Raw genomic sequence first — 24,353 nt, 5'->3', positions numbered from 1 at the left:
CGCCACTCGCATCGGACCTCGGGGCAGGACTATGGGCATTTCCGCGATCTTGAATATCGCCGTTTCGGGCATGCAGGCGAACACGCGCAGCCTCACCACCTCGGCGCAGAACGTCGCCAATGCCATGACGCCCGGATACCAGCGTCAGGTCACTTCCTTCGCCGCCGATGCCTCCGGCGGCGTCACGACCTCCGTCCGCACGTCCGGCGCCACGCATCTCCCCGACACCTCGGATGTTGACCTCGGGCAGGAGATGCTCGACGCCATCCAGGCCGAAATCGGCTTCAAGGCCAATGCCGCCGTGTGGGAAACCGGCGCCGACATGTGGGACGTGCTCGCTTCGATAAAGCGGGACTGAGGCTCGCCGCTACGGCCGGCCGGATCGAAAACACCGCCGCCACGGTTGTCGCCCGATACGGTGGACTACAACGAAAAACGGGGAAGGACTTCTCCCTCCCCGCAGCCGTTCAGCCTTCATCGCCGCCGTCTTCGATGACTTCGCTACCACCATCGTCGGCGCCGGCACCATCCATTCCATCGTCACCGGCGTCATCCATTCCGGCATCGCCGGCGTCGTCCGTGCCGTCATCGACGGCCTCGTCCGTGCCCATCTCGTCGGCAGCATGATCCGAAACTTCGTCGTAGGCAGCGGCGTCGACCTCGTCATTGTTGCCGTCGGCCAGCTCGTCACCGGCCGCGTCCTCGGCGGTGCCGCTGTCGAGGTCGGCTTCGACCGTCTCCTCGACCTCCTCGTAGGTCACTTCCTCGCTCTCCTCGTAGGTGACCTCGGTGTATTCCTCGGTGATCGATATCTCTTCCGTCGTGACGACGGTATAGCTCTCGTAGACGCTGTATTCGACCTCGTAGCCGAAGCTGTAGCTGAGATCGACGAAGTGATTGCCCCTGGAGCCGGTCGAGGTGGCGACCACACCCGGCCCGAGAGCCAGCACCATCAGGCCTATGATCTCGGCGCTGTAGCCGTCGATGGCGACGATCGCCTCCGTACCGGCGTTGTCGGAGACGTGGAGGAAGTAGACCTGCGCCCTGCGCCGAAGGTCGATGACCTTGATCCCCTTCTTTTCGAGCGCGGTCACGATGAAATGGGCCGAGTGCAGCTTGTGGACATGGGCGGTCGCAGCGAGCGTCTGATGGGGTGCGACGGAGGTGAATGCCATGGTGAGTTGCGCAGCGATGGCTGCGGAGCAGAAAATCTTTCGCATGGAAATAACGGATCCCGGGGGAAATGACGATCCTGCAGGCACCCCCTTTTCTGCCCACCGGTCAGCAATGACACGGGGGCGGCAAGGCTGTCATCGTCGAATAGGCGATTTCGGGCGAATTTGCCCAAAAATGGGCGTCAGCCGATCAACCCCATCACGCCCATGCCGATCGCAATCGCGCCGAAGCCGAGCAGGACGACGCCGGAGATGCGCGAGACCCAGACGGAGAAGGACGGCGGCAGGCGATGGTGCAGCATCGCAACGAGGCCGGAAAGAAAGAACCACCAGAGCATCGAGCCAGCAAATACGCCGAGAACCAGCAGCGCCGCGCTCCAGCGGTCGCCTGCTCCGGCGAGCCCGAGCCCTGCGAAAATGGCGGCGAAGGAGAGGATGGTCGCCGGGTTGGTGATGGTGAGGAAGAAGGTCGATATGGTGGTCGCAAGCAAGTCCCGCGCGCCGACCGTCGCGGCGGTGACCGGCGGACGTGGCCGAAAGCTCGTCCAGCCGAGCCACAACATGAATGCCCCGCCGACGAGTTGGAGCGGCAACGAGATGGCATCGAGGATGAAGGCAAAGGCGGCAAAACCCGCCGCCGCCATCAGCGCGTAAGTGCCGTCGGCGAGCGCCGTACCCAAACCGCCGGCGACACCGGCCCAGAAGCCCCGCTCGAGCGTCCGGTTAATGCAGAGCGCTCCAATCGGGCCAAGGGGGGCCGCGATCGCCAGACCGAGGACGATGCCCTTAGCGACGAGCGCGACTGCCATCTCAGATCTCCGGCGGCGTGAACGGGGTTTCGGTTATGGTGGAGAGTGCAATCACGGTCTCGCTGCGGGCGAGAAAACCGCGCGCCTTGAGATCGGCGAGAAAGTCCTCGATGTCTGTCAACGCACCGACCCTGATCTTGATGAGATAGGACCAGGCGCCGGTGATGTGGTGACACTCCGCGATCGACCTGTGATCAGTCATATAGGCACGGAACGCCTCCTCGTTCGCCCGCGCATCCAGTGACACGAAGACGAAGGCGAGAATGTCCATCCCCAACGCGGCGTGGTCGGCATCCACCGTGAAGCGCTTGATGGCTCCCGACGCCAGAAGCCGCCGCATGCGCTCGTTGACAGCGGAGGGAGAGAGGCTTACATGCTCACCGATATCGCTGAGCGAGCGCCGTGAATCCTCGGCGAGAAGGCTGATGATTTTGTGGTCTATTGTATCCATGGCCGCAAACTATACAAATTGCGGAACGTAGAGCAATAGTTTTTGCAGAAAATTCACACGGAAGCGCAGAGCCTCCGGGCGCTACGCCTGCGAGTTCGAAAGCCGCGCGCCCTTCGGGCGGCCGCTGACGGCTGAAGAAACAGCTATCGGAAACAGAGTGGAAGAGCAGGTGACCGCCCCGCCGGCTGCTCAGCCGGCGGTCACTGCTGCGTCCTTCTGGCGGGCGAGCTCGGCGAGGTCTGCCGCTTTCAGCTCCACGGATTCGCCGCAGCCGCAGGCAGATGTCTGGTTCGGGTTGCTGAAGGTAAATCCTGAACGCAGCTTCGTCGTCTCGAAATCCATCTCGGTGCCGAGCAGATAGAGAACGGCCGCCGGATCGACCCAGACCTTCGCCCCGTCGCGCTCGATGAGATCGTCCCTGGCGCTCGGCGCCGTCACGAGCTCGATCGTGTATTCCATGCCGGCGCAACCGCCCTTCTTGATCCCGACGCGAACGCCCTGAGCGTCCGGTCCGGAACTATCGACGATTGCACGGACGCGCTGAGCCGCAGCGTCCGTCATGGTCATGACTTGAAAGCCCATTTCCTGTCTCCTGCCGCAGCCGGGTTCAAGGTCCGGCGCTTCGGTCATACAAATGTAGTTCTGGTCTTGACGACGATCAATACCAACCGACCGCCACCTGGGCCTCTTCCGACATCCGGTCGGGCGTCCATGGCGGATCGAAGGTCATCTCGACCTCGACGCCGGAGACGCCCTCGACGGCACTGACGGCGTTCTGCACCCAGCTCGGCATCTCGCCGGCGACGGGGCAGCCAGGCGCCGTCAGCGTCATGACGATCTTGACCATGCGGTCGTCGTCGATGTCGATCTTGTAGATCAGCCCGAGCTCGAAGATGTCGGCCGGGATTTCCGGATCGTAGACGGTCTTGAGCGCCGCGACGATGTCGTCCGAAAGACGCGCAAGCTCTTCCTGCGGGATGTTCGACTGCACGATATCCTCGCGGAAGTCCGGCTTCTGTTCGCTCTCGTTCACACTCATGAGCGGCTCCTCAAGCAAAAAATGTACGCGCGTAATCGAGCGCATCGGCCAGCGCATCGACTTCGGCGCGGGTATTGTAGAGGCCGAACGACGCCCGGCAGGTCGATGTCACGCCGAATCGCGCAAGCAATGGCTGCGCGCAATGCGTGCCCGCCCGGACCGCGACCCCGCGGCGATCGATCAGCATCGAGACGTCGTGGGCATGAATGCCCGCAAGCTCGAACGAGAAGATCGCGCCCTTGCCCGGCGCGTTGCCGATGATGCGAAGCGAATTGATCGCCCGCAGCCGTTCCTCGGCATAGGCGGCAAGTCCCGCCTCGTGGGCGGCGATCGCCTCGCGGCCGAGGCTGTCGATGTAATCGAGGGCATGGCCGAGACCAATCGCCTGGACGATCGGTGGCGTGCCCGCCTCGAAGCGATGCGGCGGGTCGTTGTAGGTCACGCGGTCCTCGGTCACCTCGACGATCATCTCGCCGCCGCCCATGAAGGGCTGCATTTCCTTCAGCAGCTCCGTCTTGCCGTAAAGTGCGCCGATCCCGGATGGGCCATAGAGCTTATGTCCCGTGACGGCGTACCAGTCGCAGTCGATGTCGCGGACGTCGACCGGCATGTGGACGGCACCCTGGCTGCCGTCGACCAGCACCGGAATGCCGCGCTCATGGGCGATCCGGCAGACCTCCTTGACCGGCACGACGGTGCCGGTCGCATTCGACATATGGGTGATCGCGACGAGCTTGGTCCGCTCGGTCAGGCACTTCTCAAAGTCCTCGATGTGGAAGGCACCGTCATCGTCGACCGGCACCCAAACGAGTTTGGCGCCTTTGCGCTCACGCAGGAAATGCCAGGGCACGATATTCGAATGGTGTTCGAGGATCGACAGCACGATCTCGTCGCCCTCGCCGATATGCGTCATGCCGTAGCCGTAGGCGACGGTGTTGATCGCCTCGGTCGAGGACTTGGTGAAGACAATCTCGTCAACCGAGCCGGCATTCAGAAACCGGCGCATCTTCTCGCGCGCGCCCTCATAGGCCTCGGTCGCGGCATTCGAGAGGAAATGCAGGCCGCGATGCACGTTGGCGTATTCGTGCGCGTAGGTGTGCGAGATTGCGTCGATCACCTGCCTCGGCTTCTGGGCCGAGGCGGCGTTGTCGAGATAGACGAGCGGCTTGCCGTAGACCTCGCGCGAGAGGATCGGGAAATCCTGCCGGACGCGCTCGACGTCATAGCCCGCGATTGTCGAGGAGAGATCAGCCATGGTGTTCCAGCCAGTCCGAGATCACCCCTTCCAGGGCATCAACCAGCGCCTCGCTTTCCAGTTCCTCGACGATCTCGGCGACGAAAGCCCGCACGAGCAGGGCCCGCGCCTGCTTCTCCGGGATGCCACGCGACATCAGGTAGTAGAGATGGTTGTGGTCGATGTCGGCGACCGTCGCGCCATGGGCGCACTGCACGTCGTCGGCAAAGATCTCCAGCTCGGGCTTGACCGAGAACTCGCCATCGTCCGAGAGCAGCAGCGTGTTGCAGGCCATGCGGGCGTCGGTCTTCTGGGCATCCGGGGCCACCTTAATCATCCCCTGGAAGACACCGCGACCGCGATTGAAAACGACGTTGCGCACGACTTCGGTCGAGGTGGTGTTCGCGACGTCGTGGCCGAGCGTCATCGTGACGTCGACATGGCTCTCGCCGCCGATCAGGTTGATGCCACGCAGGGTGAAGTCGGAGCCCTCGCCGGCGGTGCGGACATGGACTTCCTGCCGCACCAGCTTGCCGCCGACATTGATGATGAAGAGGCGGAACTTCGCGTTTTCCCCGAGTTCGGCCTTGATCTGGCCGAGATGGGTGTCTTCCTTGCCTTCGGATTGCAAGATGATCCAGGTCACCTCGGCGCCCTCGCCGAGAACGAGATCAGCGACGGACGAGACGAGCGCCGGTCCCGTGCCGGCGCCGATGTGCCGCTCGATCACCGTCACCCGGCTCTTCGCGCCGAAGGTGACGGGATAGCGGACATGGAGCTGGCCGGCGCCGTGGACGGACTGCAGTTCGATCGGCGCCTCGACGACCGTGTCGGCATCGACCGAGACGGCAAAGCCGTCGCGCACGAAACTGCTGTTGATGCGTCCGATGGTGTCGTCGCGATCATAGGCGACGAGCCGGGCGGCGGCGGAGCCGTCCGCCAGCGTGCTGCGGAAGGCCTGGACGTCGACGCCATCCGGCGCACGGACCTCCTGGGCCACCCCCTGCAGGACGGCAAACAGGCTCGATCCAGCCACGACGCGCGAAGCCGTGGTGGCATCCGTCGCCGGCACGAACTCCGGAACGACACGCAGGAGGTTCCTCAGGTCCGTATAGTGCCAGGCCTCGACCCGGCGGGTCGGCAGGCCGCCGCGCTTCAGTTCATCGAAAAGCCGGTCGCGGGCCGCGAGAACACCGCCGTCGCCCGGCAACTCGCCGATCTGGTCCGAATAGCTTTCAATCAGCTGCGTTTCTGCCGCCGTCAGTCGATTGGCTGCTTGCAGGGTCATCGTCAGGACTCCTTCCCGGCCGGTCAGGCCGCTTGCCCGATGATGTCGGCATAGCCGCCGGCTTCGAGCTCTAGCGCCAGGTTCTTGTCGCCGGTCTTCACGATCTGCCCCTTGTAGAGGACGTGGACGGTGTCCGGTACGATGTAGTCGAGGAGCCGCTGGTAGTGGGTGATGACGATGGTCGCGCGGTCCGGTGACTTCAGCGCGTTGACGCCATCAGCGACGATCTTCAGCGCGTCGATGTCGAGACCGCTGTCCGTCTCGTCGAGAATGCAGAGCTTCGGCTCCAAAAGCGCCATCTGCAGGATCTCGGCGCGCTTCTTCTCGCCGCCGGAGAAGCCGACGTTCAGCGGCCGCTTCAGCATGTCGGGCGCGATCTTCAGCTCGGCGGAGGCTTCCTTGACGCGACGCATGAATTCCGGCGTCGTCAGTTCCGGCTCGCCGCGCGCCTTGCGCTGCTCGTTCATCGCCACCTTGAGGAACTGCATGGTGGCGACGCCCGGAATTTCGACCGGATACTGGAAAGCGAGGAAGATGCCCTTCGCCGCACGCTCGGCCGGGTCGAGTTCGAGGATGCTCTCGCCGTTGTAGAGGATGTCGCCCTCGGTGACCTCGTAGTCCTCGCGGCCCGACAGGATGTAGGAGAGCGTCGACTTGCCGGAGCCGTTCGGCCCCATGATCGCCGCGACCTCGCCGGCCTTGACGGTGAGGTTCAGGCCACGGATGATTTCGGTGCCGTCTTCGGCGATCCGGGCGTGCAGGTTTCTGATTTCAAGCATGTCTGTGTTCCTGTTCTTAGGGCGGTTCAAGAGCCGCCTGTTTAAACGTTCGGCTTCGGATCAATTCACCCGCAACAGCCATTTGATTTCATTTCCGAGCTCCGTAGCAAACCCCATCCAGCGTCAAGCCTCGCCATCGAAATAGCCGACTTTGCTTGCCATGCGCCCAATGTAGCGAAAAACCTCTGACGAACCCGGTGCCGTGGAACGCACCAGAAACTTGTCTGAATCGGGATATTCGCAAATATCCGGGTCATTCATGGTCGAGACGCTCAGGTACTTCAGATCTTGCTGACCAGTGTTTATCAGATGATGTGCCGTTTCCCGCCCACCGGCAGGGGCCGCCATAATGTCACCGGTCTTCACGGCATAGCTCTCATCGCCAAAACGATAGGTTCCCTCACCGTCCACAATGAAGAACATTTCCTCATTGGCATGGTGATTGTGGAAGGGGCAGGATCGCTTTCCCGGTGGGACGATTGTCAGATTATAGCCAAGTTGCCTAGCACCGATGACGTCACTGAGCGGCGCATAACGTTCGGCAAAAACATCACCGGCGCTATGTTCCACAAGCGCAACATCATCAATGTTGACAACAGGCTTCATCACCCCACGCTTCCCTCGAGCGAGATGTTGATCAACTTCTGGGCTTCGACGGCGAATTCCATCGGCAACTGCTGGATGACGTCGCGGACGAAGCCGTTGACGATCAGGGCGATCGCCTCCTCTTCCGGAATGCCGCGCTGCATGGCGTAGAACTTCTGGTCCTCGGAGATCTTAGAGGTCGTCGCCTCGTGCTCCACCTTCGCCGTCGTGTTCTTGGCCTCGATATACGGTACGGTATGCGCGCCGCACTTGTCGCCGATCAGGAGCGAATCGCAGTTGGTGAAGTTGCGAGCGTTCTCGGCCTTGCGGTGGATCGACACCTGGCCGCGATACGTATTGTTCGAGCGGCCGGCGGAGATACCCTTCGAAATGATGCGGCTCGACGTGTTCTTGCCAAGATGCAGCATCTTCGTGCCGCTGTCGACCTGCTGGTAGCCGTTCGAAACCGCGATCGAATAGAACTCGCCGCGCGAACCGTCGCCGCGCAGGATGCAGGACGGATATTTCCAGGTGATCGCCGAGCCGGTCTCGACCTGCGTCCAGGAAATCTTGGAATTCTTGCCGCGGCAATCGCCCCGCTTGGTGACGAAGTTGTAGATGCCGCCCTTACCGTCCTTGTCGCCCGGATACCAGTTCTGGACGGTGGAATACTTGATTTCGGCGTCATCCAGCGCGACGAGTTCGACGACCGCCGCATGCAGCTGGTTTTCGTCGCGCTGCGGGGCGGTGCAGCCTTCGAGATAGGAGACATAGGCTCCCTCCTCGGCGATAATCAGCGTGCGCTCGAACTGGCCGGTATTCTTCTCGTTGATGCGGAAATAGGTCGAAAGCTCCATCGGGCAGCGAACGCCCTTCGGCACGAAGACGAAAGAGCCATCGGTAAACACGGCGGTATTGAGCGTCGCATAATAGTTGTCGCTGACCGGAACCACCGAGCCCAGGTATTTCTGTACCAGTTCGGGATGCTCGCGGATCGCCTCCGAGATCGACATGAAGATCACGCCGGCCTTCTTCAGCTCGTCCTTGAAGGTCGTCACGACCGAGACGCTGTCGAACACGGCGTCGACGGCGATCTTGGACTTCTCGACGCCGGCCAGGATTTCCTGTTCCTTCAGCGGAATGCCGAGCTTTTCATAGACCTTCAGCAGCTCCGGATCGACCTCGTCGAGGGATTTCGGGCCTTCCGCGGTCTTCGGAGCGGCATAGTAATAGATGTCGTTGAAGTCGATCTTCGGATAGTGGACGCGCGCCCAGGTCGGCTCTTCCATGGTGAGCCAGCGGCGATAGGCGTCGAGACGCCATTCCAGCATCCATTCCGGTTCGTTCTTCTTTGCGGAAATGAAACGGATGATGTCCTCCGACAGGCCTTTCGGAGCCTTGTCGACTTCGATCATCGTCTCAAAACCGTACTTGTACTGATCCACATCGATCTGGCGAACCTGATCGATCGTTTCCTGTACGGCAGCCATGCTCGTTCTCCAATCTTGCCGGGTCCAAGGTCCGACAGCTTGATGACGCAGAAGCGGAAACCGCCCCTTATGTAATTGCCAGAGGCGTGTATTTCACCCCTCGTCGCAAGCGGAAAATTGACTTTCCGCAAGTTCATCCCGTTTCAGGCCGCCTCGCCGGCCATCTTGCGCCGCGATGCGACCCGCGAAAAGATCTCAATCGCCCGCTCGACCTCGTCCGCCGTCGTGGAGGGCCCCAGCGAGATGCGCAGCCCACCGGTCTTGGCATCATGTCCCATCGCCGTCAGCACCTGGCTCCGCCCGACCTTGCCCGACGAGCAGGCCGCGCCCGCAGACAAAGCGAGACCTTCGAGGTCGAAGGCGATCTGCCCCGTCTCCGCCTTCATCCCCGGCAGCGTGAAGAAGCAGGTATTGGCGACCCGCACCTCGTCCGCGCCATGGATGATGACATCGGAGGCCGCCGCACGCATGCCGCCTTCGAGGCGGCTCCGCAAGGCGCCGATTGCCGCATTCCGTTCGGCAAGGCCCTCGGACATCCATTGCGCAGCAGCGCCGAAACCGACGATCGCCGCGACGTTCTCCGTTCCGGCGCGATGCCCCTTCTCCTGTCCGCCTCCCTTCAGGAGCGGCACCGGCATCAGCGTCTCGCCGCGCGAGACGAGTGCGCCGGCACCCTTGGGGCCACCGATCTTGTGGGACGACAGGATGAGGAAATCAGCGCCGAGCATACCCATGTCGATCGCGATACGGCCGGCCGCCTGTACCGCGTCGACCACGAGCACCCCGCCGTGGCCATGCACGACACGAGCGACATCGGCGACCGGCTGGATGACGCCCGTTTCGTTGTTGACGAGCATGACCGCGACCAGCGGCAAGCCCTCTTCCTTCGGATGAGCCCCGAGAAGACGTTCGAGAGCGCCGACATCGACGACGCCAGACGCGGTCACCGGAATCTCGCGGACGCGATCGGCCGCAAAACGTCCGCCCTCCCGCAGCGCCGGATGCTCGATCGCCGAGACATAGAGCATTGACGCGACGAGTGGCGCCCGTCCCATGCGGAATTCGGGCGTCAGTACATGGTTCGCAGCTTCGGTTGCGCAACTGGCAAAGGTCACGTGCGAGGGCTCCGCGCCCACAAGTGCGGCGACCTGCCGGCGGGCCTTCTCCACCATGGCACGGGCCGCACGCCCCTCGGCATGCACCGATGACGGGTTACCCGGTTCGGCCAACGCATCGAGCATGGCCGCACGCGCGTCGCCGAGCAAAGGCGCCGTCGCGTTCCAGTCCATGTAGATGCGTTGTTTCGCCATGACTATTTTCGCTTTTGACCCATTCCGGCCCGCTCGGCGCATTTTTCTTGAAATTTCGGCCGGGCTTGCCTTATGACACGTCCAACAATGGGTGACCCTTCATCCAGTTTCGAACGGTTCTAAACTTTGTTCTAGAAAAGCTGACTGCATTCGTCAAGTCATCGCGCTGCCCTGTGGACAGTCTGGAACCGAAAAAACACGAACGACCGGAGTATCCATGCCCGAAGTGATTTTCAACGGCCCTGCCGGCCGCCTCGAAGGCCGCTACCAGCCGTCCAAAGAGAAGAGTGCGCCGATCGCGATCATCCTGCATCCGCATCCGCAGTTCGGCGGCACGATGAACAACCAGATCGTCTACCAGCTCTTCTACATGTTCCAGAAGCGCGGGTTCACGACGCTGCGCTTCAACTTCCGCGGCATCGGCCGCAGCCAGGGCGAATTCGACCACGGCGCGGGCGAGCTTTCCGACGCGGCCTCCGCTCTCGACTGGGTGCAGAGCCTGCATCCGGATTCCAAGAGCTGCTGGGTCGCCGGCTACAATTTCGGTGCATGGATCGGCATGCAGCTCCTGATGCGCCGTCCGGAGATCGAAGGCTTCCTCTCGATCGCGCCGCAGCCGAACACCTACGACTTCTCCTTCCTCGCGCCCTGCCCGTCCTCCGGCCTCATCATCCATGGCGATGCCGACAAGGTGGCTCCGGAAAAGGACGTCCAGGGTCTGGTCGACAAGCTCAAGACGCAGAAGGGCATCCTGATCACCCACAAGACCATTCCGGGCGCCAACCATTTCTTCTCCGGCCAGGTGGAAACATTGCTGGCCGAATGCGAAGACTACCTCGATCGCCGCCTCGAGGGCGAACTGGTGCCGGAGCCGGCTGCCAAGCGCATCCGCTGACGAGGTACGGGCCCGTCCGGGGCCGACCTGTTCCATTCCCCGGGAATCACAATCAAGGCGCGGCTCCTGCGGACCGCGCCTTTCTTCATGCGGCGTCAGGAGGCGAGCGCCTGCGGACCCCCGGCCAGTTGCACCTGGTCGCGGCCGGCCGCCTTGGCGGCATAAAGGGCGGTGTCCGCCCGCTGCATCGCCCGCTCCAGCGTGTCACCGCCGAAAATCGAGGCGACGCCGAAGCTCGCCGTGATCGTCTCACTGTCACAGAACTGCCAGAGGCTGACCGCCGACATGGCGCCACGAATGTTGTGGGCGCATTCGCGCGCAAGCTCGCTGTCGACCGCCGGAATGTAGATCGCGAATTCCTCGCCGCCGATGCGCGCCACCTCGGCATCGCTCGGCGCAGCCTCGCGCAGCACGCGGGCGAAGGTCTGGATGACGATGTCGCCGACGTGATGGCCAAAGTTGTCGTTGATCCGCTTGAAGTGATCGATGTCCGCAAGGATCAGTGCGCCCGCCGCCATCTCGTTCTCCCGCTCCAGCCGCGGCGCCACGCGCCTTGCGAAGCCGCGCCGGTTGAAGATGCCGGAAAGCGGATCGATGTCGGCCTTCGCTACCGCGTCCTCGATCGCCTCCTTGACGAAAACGCCCACCATTGCGAGCCCCGCGGCAACGATCAGCACGGCGCCGAGCCCCTGCGACACCAGCGCGAACTTGCTGAGCAGATAGTCGTCTGCGGTCTCGCCCGCACCGACCTTGACCGCAACATATGCCTTGAACGGAAAGAAGGCGGCACTCAGTGCGAGCATGGAAAACAGCACCATGTCCGCCCCCGAACGACGACCGGAGCGGTAGACGGCCACGGCCGAAAGCGCCATCGTCAGGAAGAACGGCGTCTGGTAAGCGACCGAATGGACGACCGTCCCGCGCGGCAGGTCGTAGATCAGGAAATCGGTGAAAACGCCCGAGACGAAGAGCAACCAGAAAACACTGCTGGGAACGCAAAGCCCGTAGTGCCGGGTGATGCTCCGGGCGAGCAGGCAAAAGCCCCCGAACATCGACACGAAGGCGCCGATCGCGAAGAAGCGGACATATCCGGTAATGGGGATCAGGGCCTCGCAGACGGCCGACAGCGAAGCGATGGCAAAGGCGACAGCAAAGCCGAGGCCGGAACGACGCGACGGCCCCTTCAACGCGACGACACCAAACACGAGCACGAAAATCTGGGCGATCACGAAGTTCACGGCCAGAAGCGAAAATGCCGCGTCCATTCTGCTAACAACCACTCCCCCGGGCCATTCACGGCAACTACACGCATAACAAGAATGCGCTACTGTGCGCAATCTAAGATACTATATGCGTAAGCCATAAAACAAAGGATTAATGTTGAGAGCAAGGCCCGATCGCGTCGAAGACTGCAACAATACCGCCCGTGACCGGTTTTTCCACACCGGTTGTCCCCGGAAAGGTCAAAGGCAGGCCCTTCAGCGAGCGCACGGCCAGATAGGCCCAGGCCTCCGCCTCCATCGCATCACCGTCGAAACCCGCCTGCTCGGCCGTCAGCAAGACCGCGCCGATCCGTTCTGCTTCGTTCCTGAGATCGCCCATGATGGTGTCGTTATGGCGACCACCACCGCAGATCACGAACGTCTTCGGCATCTCCTCGAGATGACCGGCCGACCTGAAGATCGCCGCCGCCGTGACGTAGGCGAGCGTGCGCGCGCCATCGGAAAGCTCTGCATCGCCGCCCTCCGGCGGCAGGAAGTCGTTTCGGTCGAGCGACCGGCGTTTCTCGTCCGTAAAGAACGGACTGGCGAGATAGCGGTCTGCAAGCGCAGGCAGCACCCGGCCTTCGCTCGCGATCCGCCCGCCCTGGTCGAAGGGAATGCCGGCTTGGGCCTCCACCCACTGATCGATCAGCGTATTGCCGGGCCCGCTGTCGAAGGCGACGATCGCGCCATCGGCGCCGACACAGGTGAGATTGGAGATGCCGCCGATATTGACGAAACAGACCGGCCAGCGCGGATTGTCGAGATTGCGGGTGAGTGCCGCGTGATAGACGGGAACGAGCGGCGCGCCCTGCCCGCCATGCGCCATGTCGTTCGCCCGCATGTCGTAGACGACAGGAATGCCGATCTCCCGCGACAGCAGCGCACCATCGCCGATCTGTACCGTCAGCGCCTCGTCGGGGCGATGCAGGACCGTCTGTCCGTGGAAGCCGACGACATCAATACCATCAGGCAAAATATTGTTTTCACTCAGGAAGGCTCGGACGGCATCGGCATGCCGTAACGTCAGGTCACGCTCGAGACCGGCAAGGCTTCCCGGCCGTTCGTCGCGTTTCATGATTGCCTTGGCGTCCTCGAGACCGTGCTTCAGACGATCGCGAAAGGCTGGGTCGTAGGGGACGGAAAGGTTCTGCCGTCGTACGACCATGCCCTCGCCATCGGTTTCCAGCATCGCGACATCGATCCCGTCCATCGACGTGCCGCTCATCAGTCCGATCGCGGTGAAGATTTCTGCCATGGTCTGCCCTGCCGACTCGCGTGGTCACACCCCAACATTCATGACCGAAACAGGTGCACATTTCAAAAAACAATGCTAAAGCGCCGCCACTCCCGCATTCCGTTTTCCAGAAAGCCCAGTCGTCATGAAGAAGTTCAAGTCCGATTTCCTCCACACGATGCAAGAGCGCGGCTTCATTCATCAGATTTCCGATGAATCCGACCTCGACGATCTGCTGACGAAGGAAACCGTGACCGCCTATATCGGCTTCGACCCGACGGCGCCCTCGCTGCATGCCGGCTCGCTGATCCAGATCATGATGCTGCACTGGTTCCAGGCAACCGGCCACCGCGCGATCTCCCTGATGGGCGGCGGCACCGGCATGGTCGGCGACCCCTCATTCAAGGACGAGGCGCGGCAGCTCATGACCATCGAAACGATCGAGAACAACATCGCCTCGATCAAGAAGGTCTTCTCGAATTACCTGAACTACGGCGACGGCCCGAAGGACGCGCTGATGATCAACAACGCCGACTGGCTGCGTTCGATCAACTATCTCGAGTTCCTCCGCGACGTCGGCCGCTACTTCTCGGTCAACCGCATGCTGTCCTTCGACAGCGTCAAGACGCGGCTCGAGCGCGAACACTCGCTGTCCTTCCTCGAATTCAATTACATGATCCTGCAGGCCTACGACTTCGTCGAACTTGCCAAGCGCTACGGCTGCCGGCTGCAGATGGGCGGCTCCGACCAGTGGGGCAACATCATCAACGGCATCGATCTCGGCCACCGCATGGGCACGCCGCAGCTCTATGCATTGACCTCGCCGCTACTCACCACTTCTTCCGGTGCAAAGATGGGCAAGTCGGCGACGGGCGCCGTCTGGCTCAACGCGGACATGCTGTCGGCCTACGACTTCTGGCAGTACTGGCGCAACACCGAGGATGCGGACGTGCCGCGCTTCCTGAAGCTTTACACCACCTTGCCGATGAGCGAGGTCGGGCGCCTGTCGACCCTTGCCGGCTCGGAAATCAACGAGGTGAAGAAGATCCTCGCGACCGAGATCACCGCGATCCTGCATGGCCGCGCCGCAGCCGAAGAGGCCGCCGAGACCGCCCGCAAGACCTTCGAGGAAGGCGCGATCGCCGACAACCTGCCGTCGATCGAAGTGCCGACCGGCGAACTCGAGGCCGGCGTCGGCCTGCTCAACCTGATGGTCCGGGCGGGTCTTGCCGCCTCCAACGGCGAAGCGCGCCGCCACGTCCAGGGCGGCGCAGTCCGCATCAACGACAAGGCGGTCGCCGACGAACGCACGGCCGTCGGCACAGGCGAGGTCACGACGGACGGCGTGATCAAGCTCTCGCTCGGCAAGAAGAAGCATATTCTGGTGCGCCCGGCCTGATCCGGCATCATTCCGATCGAACACGCAAGCCGGCGCCTGACGCGCCGGCTTTCTCTTTTACCGGAATTCGAAGATCTGCCGGAAGACGCCTGGCGCGATGATCGACAGCGGATTGACGACCAGCTTCGGCTGCTCTGTGGCGCCCGTGAGCTTGAAGGTGATGCCGAGAAGGCCGCGGTCGCGGCCGTTGCCGAGCAGGATCCCGATCACCGGCAACTCCGCGAAGAGGCGGTTCAGCCCGTAGGCCGGCATGAAGGTGCCGGTAAGGTCGATCCGCCCCTGACTGTCGCGCACGAGCCCCTGGAAGGTCGCGCCGACCTGCTCACCGCGCACGACGCCGTTTTCGATCCGCAGTGTCTCGTTGCTGTAGATCAACCGGGCGAAGCCACGCTGGAAGCGTGCGGAACTGACGTCAATGTCCCGCTTGACGGCCTTGTTGAGGCTTCGCCCGTCGGCGCCCGCAGGCGTCGAGACGATCGACTGCAGGCGCTGTTCGTTGTCGAGGCTGAAATTGCGAAGATCGACGGAACCGTTCCAGATGCCGTTCTCATTCTCCTTCATCTTCAGGTTCAGCAGTCCGCCGTTCATGCGGCTGTAGAGATTGGCGAAGCGGGCGACGGCGCCGGCGTCTCCGCTCGTCACCGAAACCTCGCCGAGTCCCGATGACCTGCGCATCTGCCCGACGATGGCCTGGCCGTTTGCCGTCACGGCCGAAAAGTCGAGCCCGGAGAGCTTGCCGCTGCGCGAGGCGTAGTCGAGCGTCACGTTCGACAGAGCCTCGTCGCCAAAGCCGACCATGCGGTCGAGTCGGGCGTCGACACTGACGTTCGGGTCCGAACCGGCATCGCCGTCTTCATCTTTCCCCGGCGATTTCATCCGGTCGAGCAGCGAGCGGACATCCGCCGACTTGCCGTTGACCGCAACCTGGTAGCCGCCCTTGGCCTGGCGGACCACGACCGAGTAATCGTCGCTCGGCGACAGCCTGACGCGCGCAAGATCGGCGGAAACGAGCCCGTTCTTGTCGACGACCATCGAACCGCGGAGCCCAAACCCGTCGCCGTCGAGGACGAACTTGTCGATTGCAGACTGCTTTTCGCCCTCCGTCACCTCCAGCTTCGCCTTGGCGGCAATTCCCGCGCCCTTGGTCCAGCCGAGCCACGGAACGGTCAGTACTGCGCGCGTAAGGTCTGCGGTCACCGCCTGCCGCTTTTCGTCGAGGCGATCCAATTGTACGGTCACCGATCCGCCGATGATGCGCTCGAGCCCCGGAGCGAAACGGCCGATATTGCCACCATCGAGCACCACCTTGACCTGGCGCTCACGATGGAACTGCGGGTCCTCCCCGACCGGCTCGGAAACGGCGAGCTCCATCGAGATGCCGTCGATGTCGGCCTTGCCCTTCAGCCGCGCCGCCTTCGGATCGACGTCGAGAGCCGCGTTCAGATTGTCGATCTTCCGCCCGGAAAAAGGCTTCGCGAGATCGACGTCGGCAAGATCGAGATGCGCCTTCCACACCGGTTCAGGCGGGTTCTGCTCGGATATCAGGCCGAGGCGCACCTCGGCCGTTCCCTTGACCGTTCCCTTGAAATCGGCGGCCTCGAAACCGACGCGCTTCAGGGCGTTGATCGGCCGGAAGGAGACCAGTTCGGCAACGGAGTCCGCGCTGCCGGCGACGGCGATCTTGAGGTCCGCCATCAGCGGCTTGGTGTAGATCTCGCCGAGAACCAGTTCGCCGCTCTCGACCTTCACGCTGCGGCCTGAGGGGAAGTACGAGGTCGCCGTCTTGATGGTCGTCGTCACCTTCGGCCCGGCGAGCTCGAAATGGGCGTCCGTGTCGCGCAGCGGCGGAATATCCCCGGTGACGTTCATTCGGGCGTTGACGACGTCGAAACTGATCCTGAGCTCGTTCTCGTCGAGGTGGAGCGGCCGCGGTTCCACCGACATGCGGCCCTTCGGAATGAAGACCTGCACCGACCCTTCGGTCACCGTTCCGCCGAAAATGTTGGCAAGCACCCATCGACGCGGCTTGTCGGCAATCCAGTACGGCCAGAGCTGCTTGACGACGGTCGTCTGCATGTTCGCGAACCGTGCGCCGAAGCTGACTTCCGGCCCCTCGCCCTCGAAAAAGCGCACCCTCATCGACCCGGTCATCTGCCCCATCGGGGTCGAGACGCTCAAAGTGTCGAGTTGCAGTTCAGCGCTGTCGTAGAGGAAGCGTCCGAAGATCTTGAACGAGAAGGGAAAAGGCTGCTCCCCGGCCGCCGGCACGCTGGCGAGGCCCTGGTCGACGAGCAGGTCGATACCGATGCCCGGACCGGCCGCTTCGTTTCCGGGCAGGCGGTCGAGGTCGATCAATCCGCCGGAGATCGGCATGATCATCGGCCCGAAATCGACCCTTGAGGACGCGACTTCGATCGTGTCCTTCGAAAAATCATAGGCGAAATTGAGCGTGCCGCGCGTCACTTCCTGCGGGTTGCCGTCCTGGTAGAGCGTGCCGCCACGGGTCTGCGCGATCATCGAAACGGCCGGCTTCTCCGTCGCGCTTCCACGCCGGGCGGATATGGTCACCTCCGCGAAGCCGTCATATCCTTGGCGAGGATCGCCGCGCGAATCACGCCGGAGCAGGAACGGCGTGAGGCGCACGTCGCCGATCCACGCGCTGAACGAGCGCGTGAGCCCGTCGGCGTTCGTCGCCTTTGCCGAGATCTGGCTGTCGTAGCCGTTGATCGCCAGCGTTCCGGCAATCGTCAGCGAAGCGTCAACGCCGCGCTCCATCACAAGGTTGCGGACCGAAAGCAGGACGGGCCGCGTGCGCGCCTTGCCCATCGCGATCTCGAGGCCGTCGAGGCGCATGCGATCGAGGCCGCCCTTCGAAATGAATCCCTGCATCAGGTCGAGCTGCGTGAACGCCGCCTCGAGCAGCGTCGGGACGGCATCGATCCTGACCTTGGTAAAGTCGAGCGGCGGCCCGGAAGAGAAAAGCGATTCGTCGACCGATACGCCGTCCGCCTCGATCTCGCTCACCGAGAACCGGCCGGAAAGCAGGGCGATCGGATCGACCACGAGACGGACTGCCTCCGTCTCCGCCGCAACAAGCCCGTCGCTCTCGCGGTGTACGAAGACGTCCCGCGCCTCGACGGCAAGCTTCCACTCCCTGGAGAAGCGCACCGCCGTGCCCGAAATCTCCGCACGATATTGCGGAGCGAGCGCATTGTTCAGAACTCTCTGTGCACCGTCCGCGAAGGTAGCGTCGAGCGCCCCGCTTTCGATCACGACGAAAAACCCGCCGCACAGGACGGCGGAGAGCAGGAACAGACCGAATGTGAAGCGCGCGACCCGGCCCAGCCATGTGGATCGTGGCGGACAATGCACGATCAGCGGATCCTCGGCGCGCGCAGACGGCAGGTCGTGCAAGGGAACGATGTCTTTCTTGCTGAACCTTACCTTTTCGCCGCGGATTTCTCCCATGTGCTGGCGACTGTCTCCGTTTGCCCGCTCCCGACGCAATCCGATGTTGGACTGCCGCCGTGCGGACTATATATCGATGGTCGCGTATTTCATCCACAAAACGGGCAAAAGAAAGGTTATCCCATGGCAGAATTGGCACCCGGAGACTTGGCGCCCGATTTCGAGCTTCCCCGTGACGGCGGAGGGACCGTGTCACTGAAGGAATTCGCCGGGCGCCCGGTGGTTCTCTACTTCTATCCGAAGGACAACACGACCGGCTGCACCGCCGAGGCGATCGATTTCACCGCGCTCGCTCCCGAGTTCGAGAAGAAGGGCGCCGTCGTGATCGGCATGTCCGCCGACCCGGTGAAGAGCCACGACAAGTTCATCGCCAAGCACGGGCTGACGGTCATCCTCGCCTCCGACGAAGACGCGAAAGTGATGACGGATTACGGCGTCTGGCGGGAAAAGAGCATGTATGGCCGCACCTTCCTGGGCGTCGTCCGCACGACGTTCCTGATCGGTCCCGACGGCCATATCGTCAATATCTGGGACAAGGTGAAGGTCAAAGGCCACGCCCAAGAGGTGCTCGACGCCGTCGCCGGGCTCGGGGACATTTGAGATGGACGAATACGACGAGATCCGGTCGCTACGCGCCGGGGCGACGCTGGCGATCAGCGCGAGCGATCTCGACCGCAAGACGGCGCTCGCACAGGCGACCGCCCGCCGCTGGCATGCCCGCAGGCTCTCGCTGCGCTCGCCGCTCGATCCGGAACTTCCAGAGCGCCCCGGTCGTCCCTCACGGCCGGAGCTCGTGCCGCCCAAGGCGGTCGAGAAGCGCTCGCTGCACACACTCCCCGGCCGCATAGCCCTCCTGCACGCCCTCGCCCATATCGAGCTCAACGCTGTCGATCTCGCCCTCGACATCGTCGCGCGATTCGCCACCGAGCCGGTCCCGCATTCCTTCTTCGACGGCTGGATGCAGGTCGCCTTCGAGGAGGCCAAGCATTTCGGCATGGTGCGCGAGCGTCTGCGCGCGCTCGGTGCCGACTACGGCGACATGCCGGCCCATGACGGCCTCTGGCAGGCGGCGCATTCAACCCGCAACGACCTGACGGCGAGGCTCGCCGTAGTTCCGCTCATCCTCGAGGCCCGCGGGCTGGACGTCACCCCCTCGCTCCAGGAAAAGATGCGCGAAACCGGTGATGTCGAGAGCGCCGAAGTGCTGAAGGTCATCTACGAGGACGAGAAGGGTCATGTGGCGATCGGCGCCAAATGGTTCCGTTTCCTCTGCGCACGGGAACGGAAAGACCCCGCACGGACCTTCCAGGACCTGGTGCGCGTGAACTTCCGCGGTGCGCTCAAGGCGCCCTTCAACGATCTCGCCCGCGCCGAAGCCGGACTGACGCCTTCCTTCTATCGCTCGCTCACCTCGACAAGCAGCGGTTGACGCCCGTCGGTCACCTCCCGCGACCACCGAACTCAAACCTTTGTTAACCTTAACAATGTCTAATTGCGACGAGCCAGCGGGAGCCGAAAAAGCTCCAGCTCTCCCGTCGCGAGAAGGAATGGCTTGCGCGGAGTTCGCCCGGCCAAGTTGAGGAAAGCCCGTGACCGCAAGAGCAGGCCATCACGTCTTCGGAAAGCGCCGGACCCAGCACGTCATCATTCTCGCAAGCGGCGACAAGATCCGCCACATGACGGTTCGTCCGTGGATGGCGGCACTCGCCTTCTGTTTCTGCGGCGTCATGGCGATCGGCTATCTCGGCGCCACCACCTACCTCGTCATGCGCGACAATCTGATCGGCGCCTCCATGGCGCGGCAGGCGCGCATGCAGCATGTCTACGAAGACCGCATCGCCGCGCTGCGCGCGCAGGTCGACCGCGTGACGTCGCGGCAGCTCCTCGACCAGCAGGTGGTCGAAGAAAAGGTCGAAAAGCTGCTCGAACAGCAGATGGCGCTTTCTTCCCGCCACGGACGGCTTGGTGCTCTGCTCGACCGGGCGGAACAATCCGGCCTCGACACGGGGGCGCCCGTGCCATCGGTACGGCCGGCGGACGGCGCAAAGCAGGCCAGCCTCACCGGCGGGATCAAGGCAATCGAGAGCCTGCTCGGCAAACCTGCCGCGGAACCGCAGGGAACGGAGGTCGCAGCGCTCGGCTACGCCCCAGCCGGCGAATCGGTCGCCGACCGCACTGACCGCATCTTTTCGCGGGTGACGATCTCGCTGAAGGATATCGAACAGGAACAGTTCGACCGCATTCGCGACCTCACCGACGGCGCCGTCGAAACGGCCGACAAGATCGAGACCATCCTCGCGCGCAACGGCGTGGCAGTGCAAACCGAAACGCCCGCTGCTGCAGCCGATGCCATCGGCGGCCCCTATCTTGCGCCGCAGCCCGCCACGTCTTTCGAAGCCTCGCTGAACGGCCTCGACAACGCGCTCGCCCGCCTCGAGACCGCCCGGGAGACCGCGACCGACCTTCCCTTCGGCAATCCGGCGCCCGGCCGCGACATCACGAGCGGGTTCGGCAATCGCCGCGATCCCTTCCTCGGCCGGCTGGCACTCCATGCGGGTATCGACTTCCGCTCCCCTGTGGGGGGTGAAATCCGCGCCTCCGGCCGCGGCAAGGTGATCACGGCAGGCCCCGTCGGCGGTTACGGCAACATGGTCGAGATCGACCACGGCATGGGCTTCACCACCCGTTACGGACACATGTCGCGCATTCTCGTCAAGGTCGGCGACGAGATCACGCCCGGAGAGGTCATCGGACAATCCGGAAGCACCGGCCGCTCCACCGGCCCCCACCTCCACTACGAAGTCCGCCGCAACGGGGCGCCGATCGACCCGATGCATTTCGTCAATGCCGGGCTGAAGCTTTCCACGCTGATCGATTGACGCGAAACCTTCACACGCTAAAGTATATCCCGAACACCAAGACGAGAGGGACATGCGCGTGGAGACGACCACCCTTCTGGCTTTTGCCGCCGCTTTCTTCGTCTTTGCCGCAAGCCCCGGCCCCGACAACATGACAATCATGGCGCGAACGGTCTCCGCCGGCCCCGCCTCCGGCATCGCCTACGGGATCGGCACCTTGATCGGCATCCTGATCTATCTTGCGCTCGCAGCCTTCGGCCTTTCGATGATCGCGGGCGAGATGGGGCTCTTGATGACGGCCGTGCGCTACGTCGGGGCGGCCTATCTCGTCTACATGGGCATCCGCTTGTGGACCAGCGAGCCTGTTCTGCCGCAGGCGCGGCCGCTCGAACACCGGCGCGACCTCGTGGCCGTCTGCCTGACGGCCGTCGCGCTCAATCTCGGCAATCCGAAAATGCCGCTCTTCTATCTCGCCCTGCTGCCGAATTTCGTCGACGCGGACTTCCGCCCGGCGGACTATCTTTCACTCGCCACAGCAATCGTCGCCGTCGAGGTCGTGGTGGTCGGCGGGCATGTCTGGCTTGCACACCGGGCGCGTCGGCTGTTGACGACGCCGCGCATAGTAAAGGCGGTCAATCGTGCGGCCGGAAGCGTGCTTGCCACGGCCGGTGCGGCAGTAATGGTGTCGCATCGCGGCAGTTGAACGATTACATTCACCCTTTGTTACGACAGATCGTCCAGTTTTCTTGACTTTCGGGGATTTTAGCACTATCCCGCGCTTACGTTGACGCCGGCGCTTCGCAGGCGTTCGAATTGTGTTCGCAAGAACCGGAACAGAAACAGATCCCCCATTGACCACGTTTTCTGACCTTGGCCTGAGCCAAAAAGTACTTTCAGCCGTCACCGATGCCGGCTACACGACCCCGACCCCGATCCAGGCCGGTGCCATTCCCTTCGCGCTGCAGCGCCGCGACATCTGCGGTATTGCGCAGACGGGAACGGGCAAGACCGCCTCCTTCGTATTGCCGATGCTGACGCTGCTCGAAAAGGGCCGCGCCCGCGCCCGCATGCCGCGCACACTGATCCTCGAACCGACGCGCGAACTCGCCGCGCAGGTCGCCGAGAACTTCGAGAAGTACGGCAAGAATCACAAGCTCAACGTCGCACTGCTGATCGGCGGCGTTTCCTTCGACGAACAGGACCGCAAGCTGGAACGCGGCGCCGACGTGCTGATCTGCACGCCCGGCCGCCTTCTCGACCATTGCGAGCGCGGCAAGCTCCTGATGACCGGCGTCGAGATCCTCGTCATCGACGAGGCCGACCGCATGCTCGACATGGGCTTCATCCCCGACATCGAGCGCATCGCCAAGATGATTCCCTTCACCCGCCAGACGCTGTTCTTCTCGGCGACCATGCCGCCGGAAATCCAGAAGCTGGCCGACCGCTTCCTGCAGAATCCGGAGCGGATCGAGGTCGCCCCGCCGTCGTCGACGGCGAAGACGGTCACCCAGCGGCTCGTCGCCTCGAACAACAAGGACTACGAGAAGCGGGAGGTGCTGCGCAACCTCATCCGCGAGCAGGACGACCTCAAGAACGCGATCATCTTCTGCAACCGCAAGAAGGATGTCGCGGACCTCTTCCGTTCGCTGGAACGCCACGGCTTCTCCGTCGGAGCCCTGCACGGCGACATGGACCAGCGTTCGCGTACCAACATGCTCGCAGGCTTCAAGGACAACCAGATCACCCTGCTTGTCGCCTCGGACGTCGCCGCCCGCGGTCTCGACATCCCGGATGTGAGCCACGTCTTCAACTTCGACGTTCCGATCCACGCCGAGGACTATGTCCACCGCATCGGCCGTACCGGCCGCGCCGGACGCTCCGGCAAGGCGTTCACGATCGTCACCAAGTCCGACACCAAGCACCTGGACGCCATCGAGAAGCTGATCGGCACCAAGATCGAATGGCAGAACGGCGACCTCACCGCCCTGCCGCCGCCCGCAGAGCACGACGAATCGCGCGTTCGCCGCGGCGCGAAGGACAAGGGTCGCGGACGCCGCGACACCGCAGGTCACAAATCTGAAAAGAAGATCGAGCAGACTGTGGCCGTCGAGATCGAAGAGACGCCAGCAAGGACGGAAAGCGTGAAGGCAGAGCGGAAGAAGGATCAACGGCCGAGCCACGCAGAGCGTCCGGCCCGCGGCGGCAGAACGCCGAACCCGGCGAATGACGATCGCCGCGAACGCCGTAGCCATTACCGCGATCGCGACGACGGCCCGACCCCGGTCGGCTTCGGCGACGACATCCCGGCCTTCATGCTGATCCAGGCCAAGGCCTGATGGGTCTTCCCGGCGTCAATTTCCCGGGCGTCGGCGTCGGGCTCGCAATCCTGCGCGACGGCAAACTCCTGCTCGCCCGCCGTCTGAAGGCGCCGGAAGCCGGTTTCTGGAACATCGTCGGCGGCAAGGTCGACCACCTCGAGCCCGCCGAACAGGCAGCAAAGCGCGAGGCCGAAGAGGAAACCGGCCTCTCGGTCGGCGCGATCGAATTCGTCTGTGCGACGGAGCAGATCATCGACGCCGACCGCCAGCACTGGATTTCCCTGCTCTACCGGACGAGCGATGTGCAGGGAGAGGCGCAACTGACCGAGCCGGACAAGATCGCCGAAATCGGCTGGTTCTCCCTCGACGACCTGCCGCAACCGCTTTCGGCGTTCACCGCGGCCCTTCTTCCCTACTTGCGCTGACCACGCGCCGGCGGTGCCCTGAGCGCCGCCTCATAGGCAAGCCGCACCCATTTCGCCATTTCCTCCGGATCGTCGTAGGCCGCGTCCGGCACCGACCAGTAGGGCATACGGACGGGCGATTTCCTTGCCTTGCCACTGTAGACCCAGCGCCGCGCACCCGCCTCCTCGAAGAGTGGAGCGCTCACCTCGTCGGCCTTCAGGAGAAGCTCCCCGTCGACGACGAGCGCGAGAATCAGTCCGTCGTGATAGATACCCTTGCCGCTGAACATCCGCCGGATCGTCACGCGACCGAGCGACTGGAAGACCTCTTCGAGCGCTTCGTTGTCCATGC

Annotated in this window: 24 protein-coding genes; 9 read left to right on the top strand and 15 right to left on the bottom strand. The window is 63.3% G+C overall.

Annotation, left to right across the window (positions count from 1 at the left end):
- Window positions 1–31: 31 nt before the first annotated feature.
- A complete protein-coding gene (locus tag DFR48_RS03115; protein ID WP_114361647.1) occupies window positions 32–358 on the top strand; it encodes a flagellar basal body protein in 327 nt (108 codons plus the stop codon).
- A 109-nt stretch (window positions 359–467) separates the two neighbouring features.
- Here the strand turns inward: DFR48_RS03115 and DFR48_RS03110 are convergent, their stop codons facing one another.
- The 11 genes from DFR48_RS03110 to DFR48_RS03060 form a co-directional block, all read right to left on the bottom strand.
- A complete protein-coding gene (locus DFR48_RS03110; protein WP_114361646.1) occupies window positions 468–1,220 on the bottom strand; it encodes a hypothetical protein in 753 nt (250 codons plus the stop codon).
- 137 nt (window positions 1,221–1,357) lie between these two features.
- Window positions 1,358–1,984 (bottom strand): LysE family translocator, encoded by a 627-nt coding sequence (locus DFR48_RS03105; protein ID WP_114361645.1) that lies wholly within the window; start codon window positions 1,982–1,984, stop codon window positions 1,358–1,360.
- 1 nt (window position 1,985) lies between these two features.
- The gene (locus tag DFR48_RS03100) at window positions 1,986–2,435 is read right to left on the bottom strand and encodes an Lrp/AsnC family transcriptional regulator (protein ID WP_114361644.1); all 450 of its coding nucleotides are present in this window, start codon (window positions 2,433–2,435) and stop codon (window positions 1,986–1,988) included.
- A 189-nt stretch (window positions 2,436–2,624) separates the two neighbouring features.
- Window positions 2,625–3,017 (bottom strand): Fe-S cluster assembly scaffold SufA, encoded by a 393-nt coding sequence (sufA, locus tag DFR48_RS03095; protein WP_114361643.1) that lies wholly within the window; start codon window positions 3,015–3,017, stop codon window positions 2,625–2,627.
- Between the two features lie 76 nt (window positions 3,018–3,093).
- Window positions 3,094–3,474, bottom strand: coding sequence for an SUF system Fe-S cluster assembly protein (locus tag DFR48_RS03090; protein ID WP_112684953.1), 381 nt, complete (start codon window positions 3,472–3,474; stop codon window positions 3,094–3,096).
- A gap of 10 nt (window positions 3,475–3,484) precedes the next feature.
- Window positions 3,485–4,729, bottom strand: a complete 1,245-nt coding sequence (locus DFR48_RS03085; RefSeq protein WP_114361642.1) for a cysteine desulfurase — start codon at window positions 4,727–4,729, stop codon at window positions 3,485–3,487.
- Entirely contained in the window at window positions 4,722–5,996 is a 1,275-nt protein-coding gene (gene sufD, locus DFR48_RS03080) for a Fe-S cluster assembly protein SufD (RefSeq protein ID WP_114361641.1), read from the bottom strand. Before sufD ends, DFR48_RS03085 begins: the two co-directional genes overlap by 8 nt.
- A gap of 23 nt (window positions 5,997–6,019) precedes the next feature.
- The gene (sufC, locus tag DFR48_RS03075) at window positions 6,020–6,775 is read right to left on the bottom strand and encodes a Fe-S cluster assembly ATPase SufC (RefSeq protein WP_114361640.1); all 756 of its coding nucleotides are present in this window, start codon (window positions 6,773–6,775) and stop codon (window positions 6,020–6,022) included.
- Window positions 6,776–6,898: 123 nt separating this feature from the next.
- Window positions 6,899–7,381: a cupin domain-containing protein gene (locus DFR48_RS03070; RefSeq protein ID WP_114361639.1), complete on the bottom strand. Its 483-nt coding sequence runs from the start codon at window positions 7,379–7,381 to the stop codon at window positions 6,899–6,901.
- Complete coding sequence (sufB, locus tag DFR48_RS03065; protein ID WP_114361638.1) at window positions 7,381–8,850, bottom strand: Fe-S cluster assembly protein SufB; 1,470 nt, start codon at window positions 8,848–8,850, stop codon at window positions 7,381–7,383. The genes DFR48_RS03070 and sufB overlap by 1 nt, the downstream gene beginning before the upstream one ends.
- A gap of 143 nt (window positions 8,851–8,993) precedes the next feature.
- Window positions 8,994–10,160, bottom strand: a complete 1,167-nt coding sequence (locus DFR48_RS03060; protein ID WP_114361637.1) for a cysteine desulfurase family protein — start codon at window positions 10,158–10,160, stop codon at window positions 8,994–8,996.
- A gap of 217 nt (window positions 10,161–10,377) precedes the next feature.
- Here DFR48_RS03060 and DFR48_RS03055 point away from each other — a divergent pair, with 217 nt between their 5' ends.
- Window positions 10,378–11,055 (top strand): alpha/beta hydrolase, encoded by a 678-nt coding sequence (locus tag DFR48_RS03055; protein WP_112684965.1) that lies wholly within the window; start codon window positions 10,378–10,380, stop codon window positions 11,053–11,055.
- A gap of 95 nt (window positions 11,056–11,150) precedes the next feature.
- Here DFR48_RS03055 and DFR48_RS03050 read toward each other — a convergent pair whose 3' ends face one another.
- Entirely contained in the window at window positions 11,151–12,320 is a 1,170-nt protein-coding gene (locus tag DFR48_RS03050) for a GGDEF domain-containing protein (protein ID WP_114361636.1), read from the bottom strand.
- A gap of 109 nt (window positions 12,321–12,429) precedes the next feature.
- Entirely contained in the window at window positions 12,430–13,575 is a 1,146-nt protein-coding gene (locus DFR48_RS03045) for an anhydro-N-acetylmuramic acid kinase (RefSeq protein ID WP_114361635.1), read from the bottom strand.
- A gap of 124 nt (window positions 13,576–13,699) precedes the next feature.
- Here DFR48_RS03045 and tyrS point away from each other — a divergent pair, with 124 nt between their 5' ends.
- A complete protein-coding gene (gene tyrS, locus DFR48_RS03040) occupies window positions 13,700–14,953 on the top strand; it encodes a tyrosine--tRNA ligase (RefSeq protein WP_114361634.1) in 1,254 nt (417 codons plus the stop codon).
- Window positions 14,954–15,010: 57 nt separating this feature from the next.
- Here tyrS and DFR48_RS03035 read toward each other — a convergent pair whose 3' ends face one another.
- The gene (locus DFR48_RS03035) at window positions 15,011–18,421 is read right to left on the bottom strand and encodes a hypothetical protein (RefSeq protein WP_114361633.1); all 3,411 of its coding nucleotides are present in this window, start codon (window positions 18,419–18,421) and stop codon (window positions 15,011–15,013) included.
- A gap of 123 nt (window positions 18,422–18,544) precedes the next feature.
- Between DFR48_RS03035 and DFR48_RS03030 the strand changes: the two genes are divergently transcribed.
- The 6 genes from DFR48_RS03030 (at window position 18,545) to DFR48_RS03005 (ending at window position 24,022) form a co-directional block, all read left to right on the top strand.
- Window positions 18,545–19,021, top strand: a complete 477-nt coding sequence (locus DFR48_RS03030; RefSeq protein ID WP_114361632.1) for a peroxiredoxin — start codon at window positions 18,545–18,547, stop codon at window positions 19,019–19,021.
- A 1-nt stretch (window position 19,022) separates the two neighbouring features.
- Entirely contained in the window at window positions 19,023–19,850 is an 828-nt protein-coding gene (locus DFR48_RS03025) for a ferritin-like domain-containing protein (protein ID WP_114361631.1), read from the top strand.
- Between the two features lie 160 nt (window positions 19,851–20,010).
- The gene (locus DFR48_RS03020; RefSeq protein ID WP_245415499.1) at window positions 20,011–21,300 is read left to right on the top strand and encodes a M23 family metallopeptidase; all 1,290 of its coding nucleotides are present in this window, start codon (window positions 20,011–20,013) and stop codon (window positions 21,298–21,300) included.
- Window positions 21,301–21,358: 58 nt separating this feature from the next.
- On the top strand, window positions 21,359–21,982 hold the full coding sequence (locus tag DFR48_RS03015) for a LysE family translocator (protein ID WP_114361840.1): 624 nt from the start codon (window positions 21,359–21,361) through the stop codon (window positions 21,980–21,982).
- A gap of 148 nt (window positions 21,983–22,130) precedes the next feature.
- Window positions 22,131–23,615: a DEAD/DEAH box helicase gene (locus tag DFR48_RS03010; RefSeq protein WP_114361630.1), complete on the top strand. Its 1,485-nt coding sequence runs from the start codon at window positions 22,131–22,133 to the stop codon at window positions 23,613–23,615.
- Window positions 23,615–24,022, top strand: a complete 408-nt coding sequence (locus DFR48_RS03005) for an NUDIX domain-containing protein (RefSeq protein WP_112684983.1) — start codon at window positions 23,615–23,617, stop codon at window positions 24,020–24,022. Before DFR48_RS03010 ends, DFR48_RS03005 begins: the two co-directional genes overlap by 1 nt.
- On the opposite strand, the gene DFR48_RS03000 is transcribed toward DFR48_RS03005, so the two are convergent.
- Window positions 24,010–24,351 carry a TfoX/Sxy family protein gene (locus DFR48_RS03000; protein ID WP_114361629.1) on the bottom strand — a complete coding sequence of 114 codons (342 nt, stop codon included), beginning with the start codon at window positions 24,349–24,351 and terminating at the stop codon, window positions 24,010–24,012. The two genes, DFR48_RS03005 and DFR48_RS03000, sit on opposite strands and share 13 nt — an antisense overlap.
- Between the last annotated feature and the right edge of the window lie 2 nt (window positions 24,352–24,353).

Origin of the sequence: Ciceribacter lividus, from assembly GCF_003337715.1 — a bacterium.
GTDB classification, from domain to species: Bacteria; Pseudomonadota; Alphaproteobacteria; order Rhizobiales; family Rhizobiaceae; genus Allorhizobium; species Allorhizobium lividum.
The sequence above is the reverse complement of the archived record's forward strand: the minus strand, read 5'-3'. Positions and strand labels throughout refer to the sequence as shown.

Coding starts and splice junctions, on each gene's coding strand:
- DFR48_RS03115 (WP_114361647.1), top strand. CDS start 32: ATGGGCATTTCCGCGATCTTGAATATCGCCGTTTCGGGCATGCAGGCG.
- DFR48_RS03110 (WP_114361646.1), bottom strand. CDS start 1,220: ATGCGAAAGATTTTCTGCTCCGCAGCCATCGCTGCGCAACTCACCATG.
- DFR48_RS03105 (WP_114361645.1), bottom strand. CDS start 1,984: ATGGCAGTCGCGCTCGTCGCTAAGGGCATCGTCCTCGGTCTGGCGATC.
- DFR48_RS03100 (WP_114361644.1), bottom strand. CDS start 2,435: ATGGATACAATAGACCACAAAATCATCAGCCTTCTCGCCGAGGATTCA.
- sufA (WP_114361643.1), bottom strand. CDS start 3,017: ATGGGCTTTCAAGTCATGACCATGACGGACGCTGCGGCTCAGCGCGTC.
- DFR48_RS03090 (WP_112684953.1), bottom strand. CDS start 3,474: ATGAGTGTGAACGAGAGCGAACAGAAGCCGGACTTCCGCGAGGATATC.
- DFR48_RS03085 (WP_114361642.1), bottom strand. CDS start 4,729: ATGGCTGATCTCTCCTCGACAATCGCGGGCTATGACGTCGAGCGCGTC.
- sufD (WP_114361641.1), bottom strand. CDS start 5,996: ATGACCCTGCAAGCAGCCAATCGACTGACGGCGGCAGAAACGCAGCTG.
- sufC (WP_114361640.1), bottom strand. CDS start 6,775: ATGCTTGAAATCAGAAACCTGCACGCCCGGATCGCCGAAGACGGCACC.
- DFR48_RS03070 (WP_114361639.1), bottom strand. CDS start 7,381: ATGAAGCCTGTTGTCAACATTGATGATGTTGCGCTTGTGGAACATAGC.
- sufB (WP_114361638.1), bottom strand. CDS start 8,850: ATGGCTGCCGTACAGGAAACGATCGATCAGGTTCGCCAGATCGATGTG.
- DFR48_RS03060 (WP_114361637.1), bottom strand. CDS start 10,160: ATGGCGAAACAACGCATCTACATGGACTGGAACGCGACGGCGCCTTTG.
- DFR48_RS03055 (WP_112684965.1), top strand. CDS start 10,378: ATGCCCGAAGTGATTTTCAACGGCCCTGCCGGCCGCCTCGAAGGCCGC.
- DFR48_RS03050 (WP_114361636.1), bottom strand. CDS start 12,320: ATGGACGCGGCATTTTCGCTTCTGGCCGTGAACTTCGTGATCGCCCAG.
- DFR48_RS03045 (WP_114361635.1), bottom strand. CDS start 13,575: ATGGCAGAAATCTTCACCGCGATCGGACTGATGAGCGGCACGTCGATG.
- tyrS (WP_114361634.1), top strand. CDS start 13,700: ATGAAGAAGTTCAAGTCCGATTTCCTCCACACGATGCAAGAGCGCGGC.
- DFR48_RS03035 (WP_114361633.1), bottom strand. CDS start 18,421: ATGGGAGAAATCCGCGGCGAAAAGGTAAGGTTCAGCAAGAAAGACATC.
- DFR48_RS03030 (WP_114361632.1), top strand. CDS start 18,545: ATGGCAGAATTGGCACCCGGAGACTTGGCGCCCGATTTCGAGCTTCCC.
- DFR48_RS03025 (WP_114361631.1), top strand. CDS start 19,023: ATGGACGAATACGACGAGATCCGGTCGCTACGCGCCGGGGCGACGCTG.
- DFR48_RS03005 (WP_112684983.1), top strand. CDS start 23,615: ATGGGTCTTCCCGGCGTCAATTTCCCGGGCGTCGGCGTCGGGCTCGCA.
- DFR48_RS03000 (WP_114361629.1), bottom strand. CDS start 24,351: ATGGACAACGAAGCGCTCGAAGAGGTCTTCCAGTCGCTCGGTCGCGTG.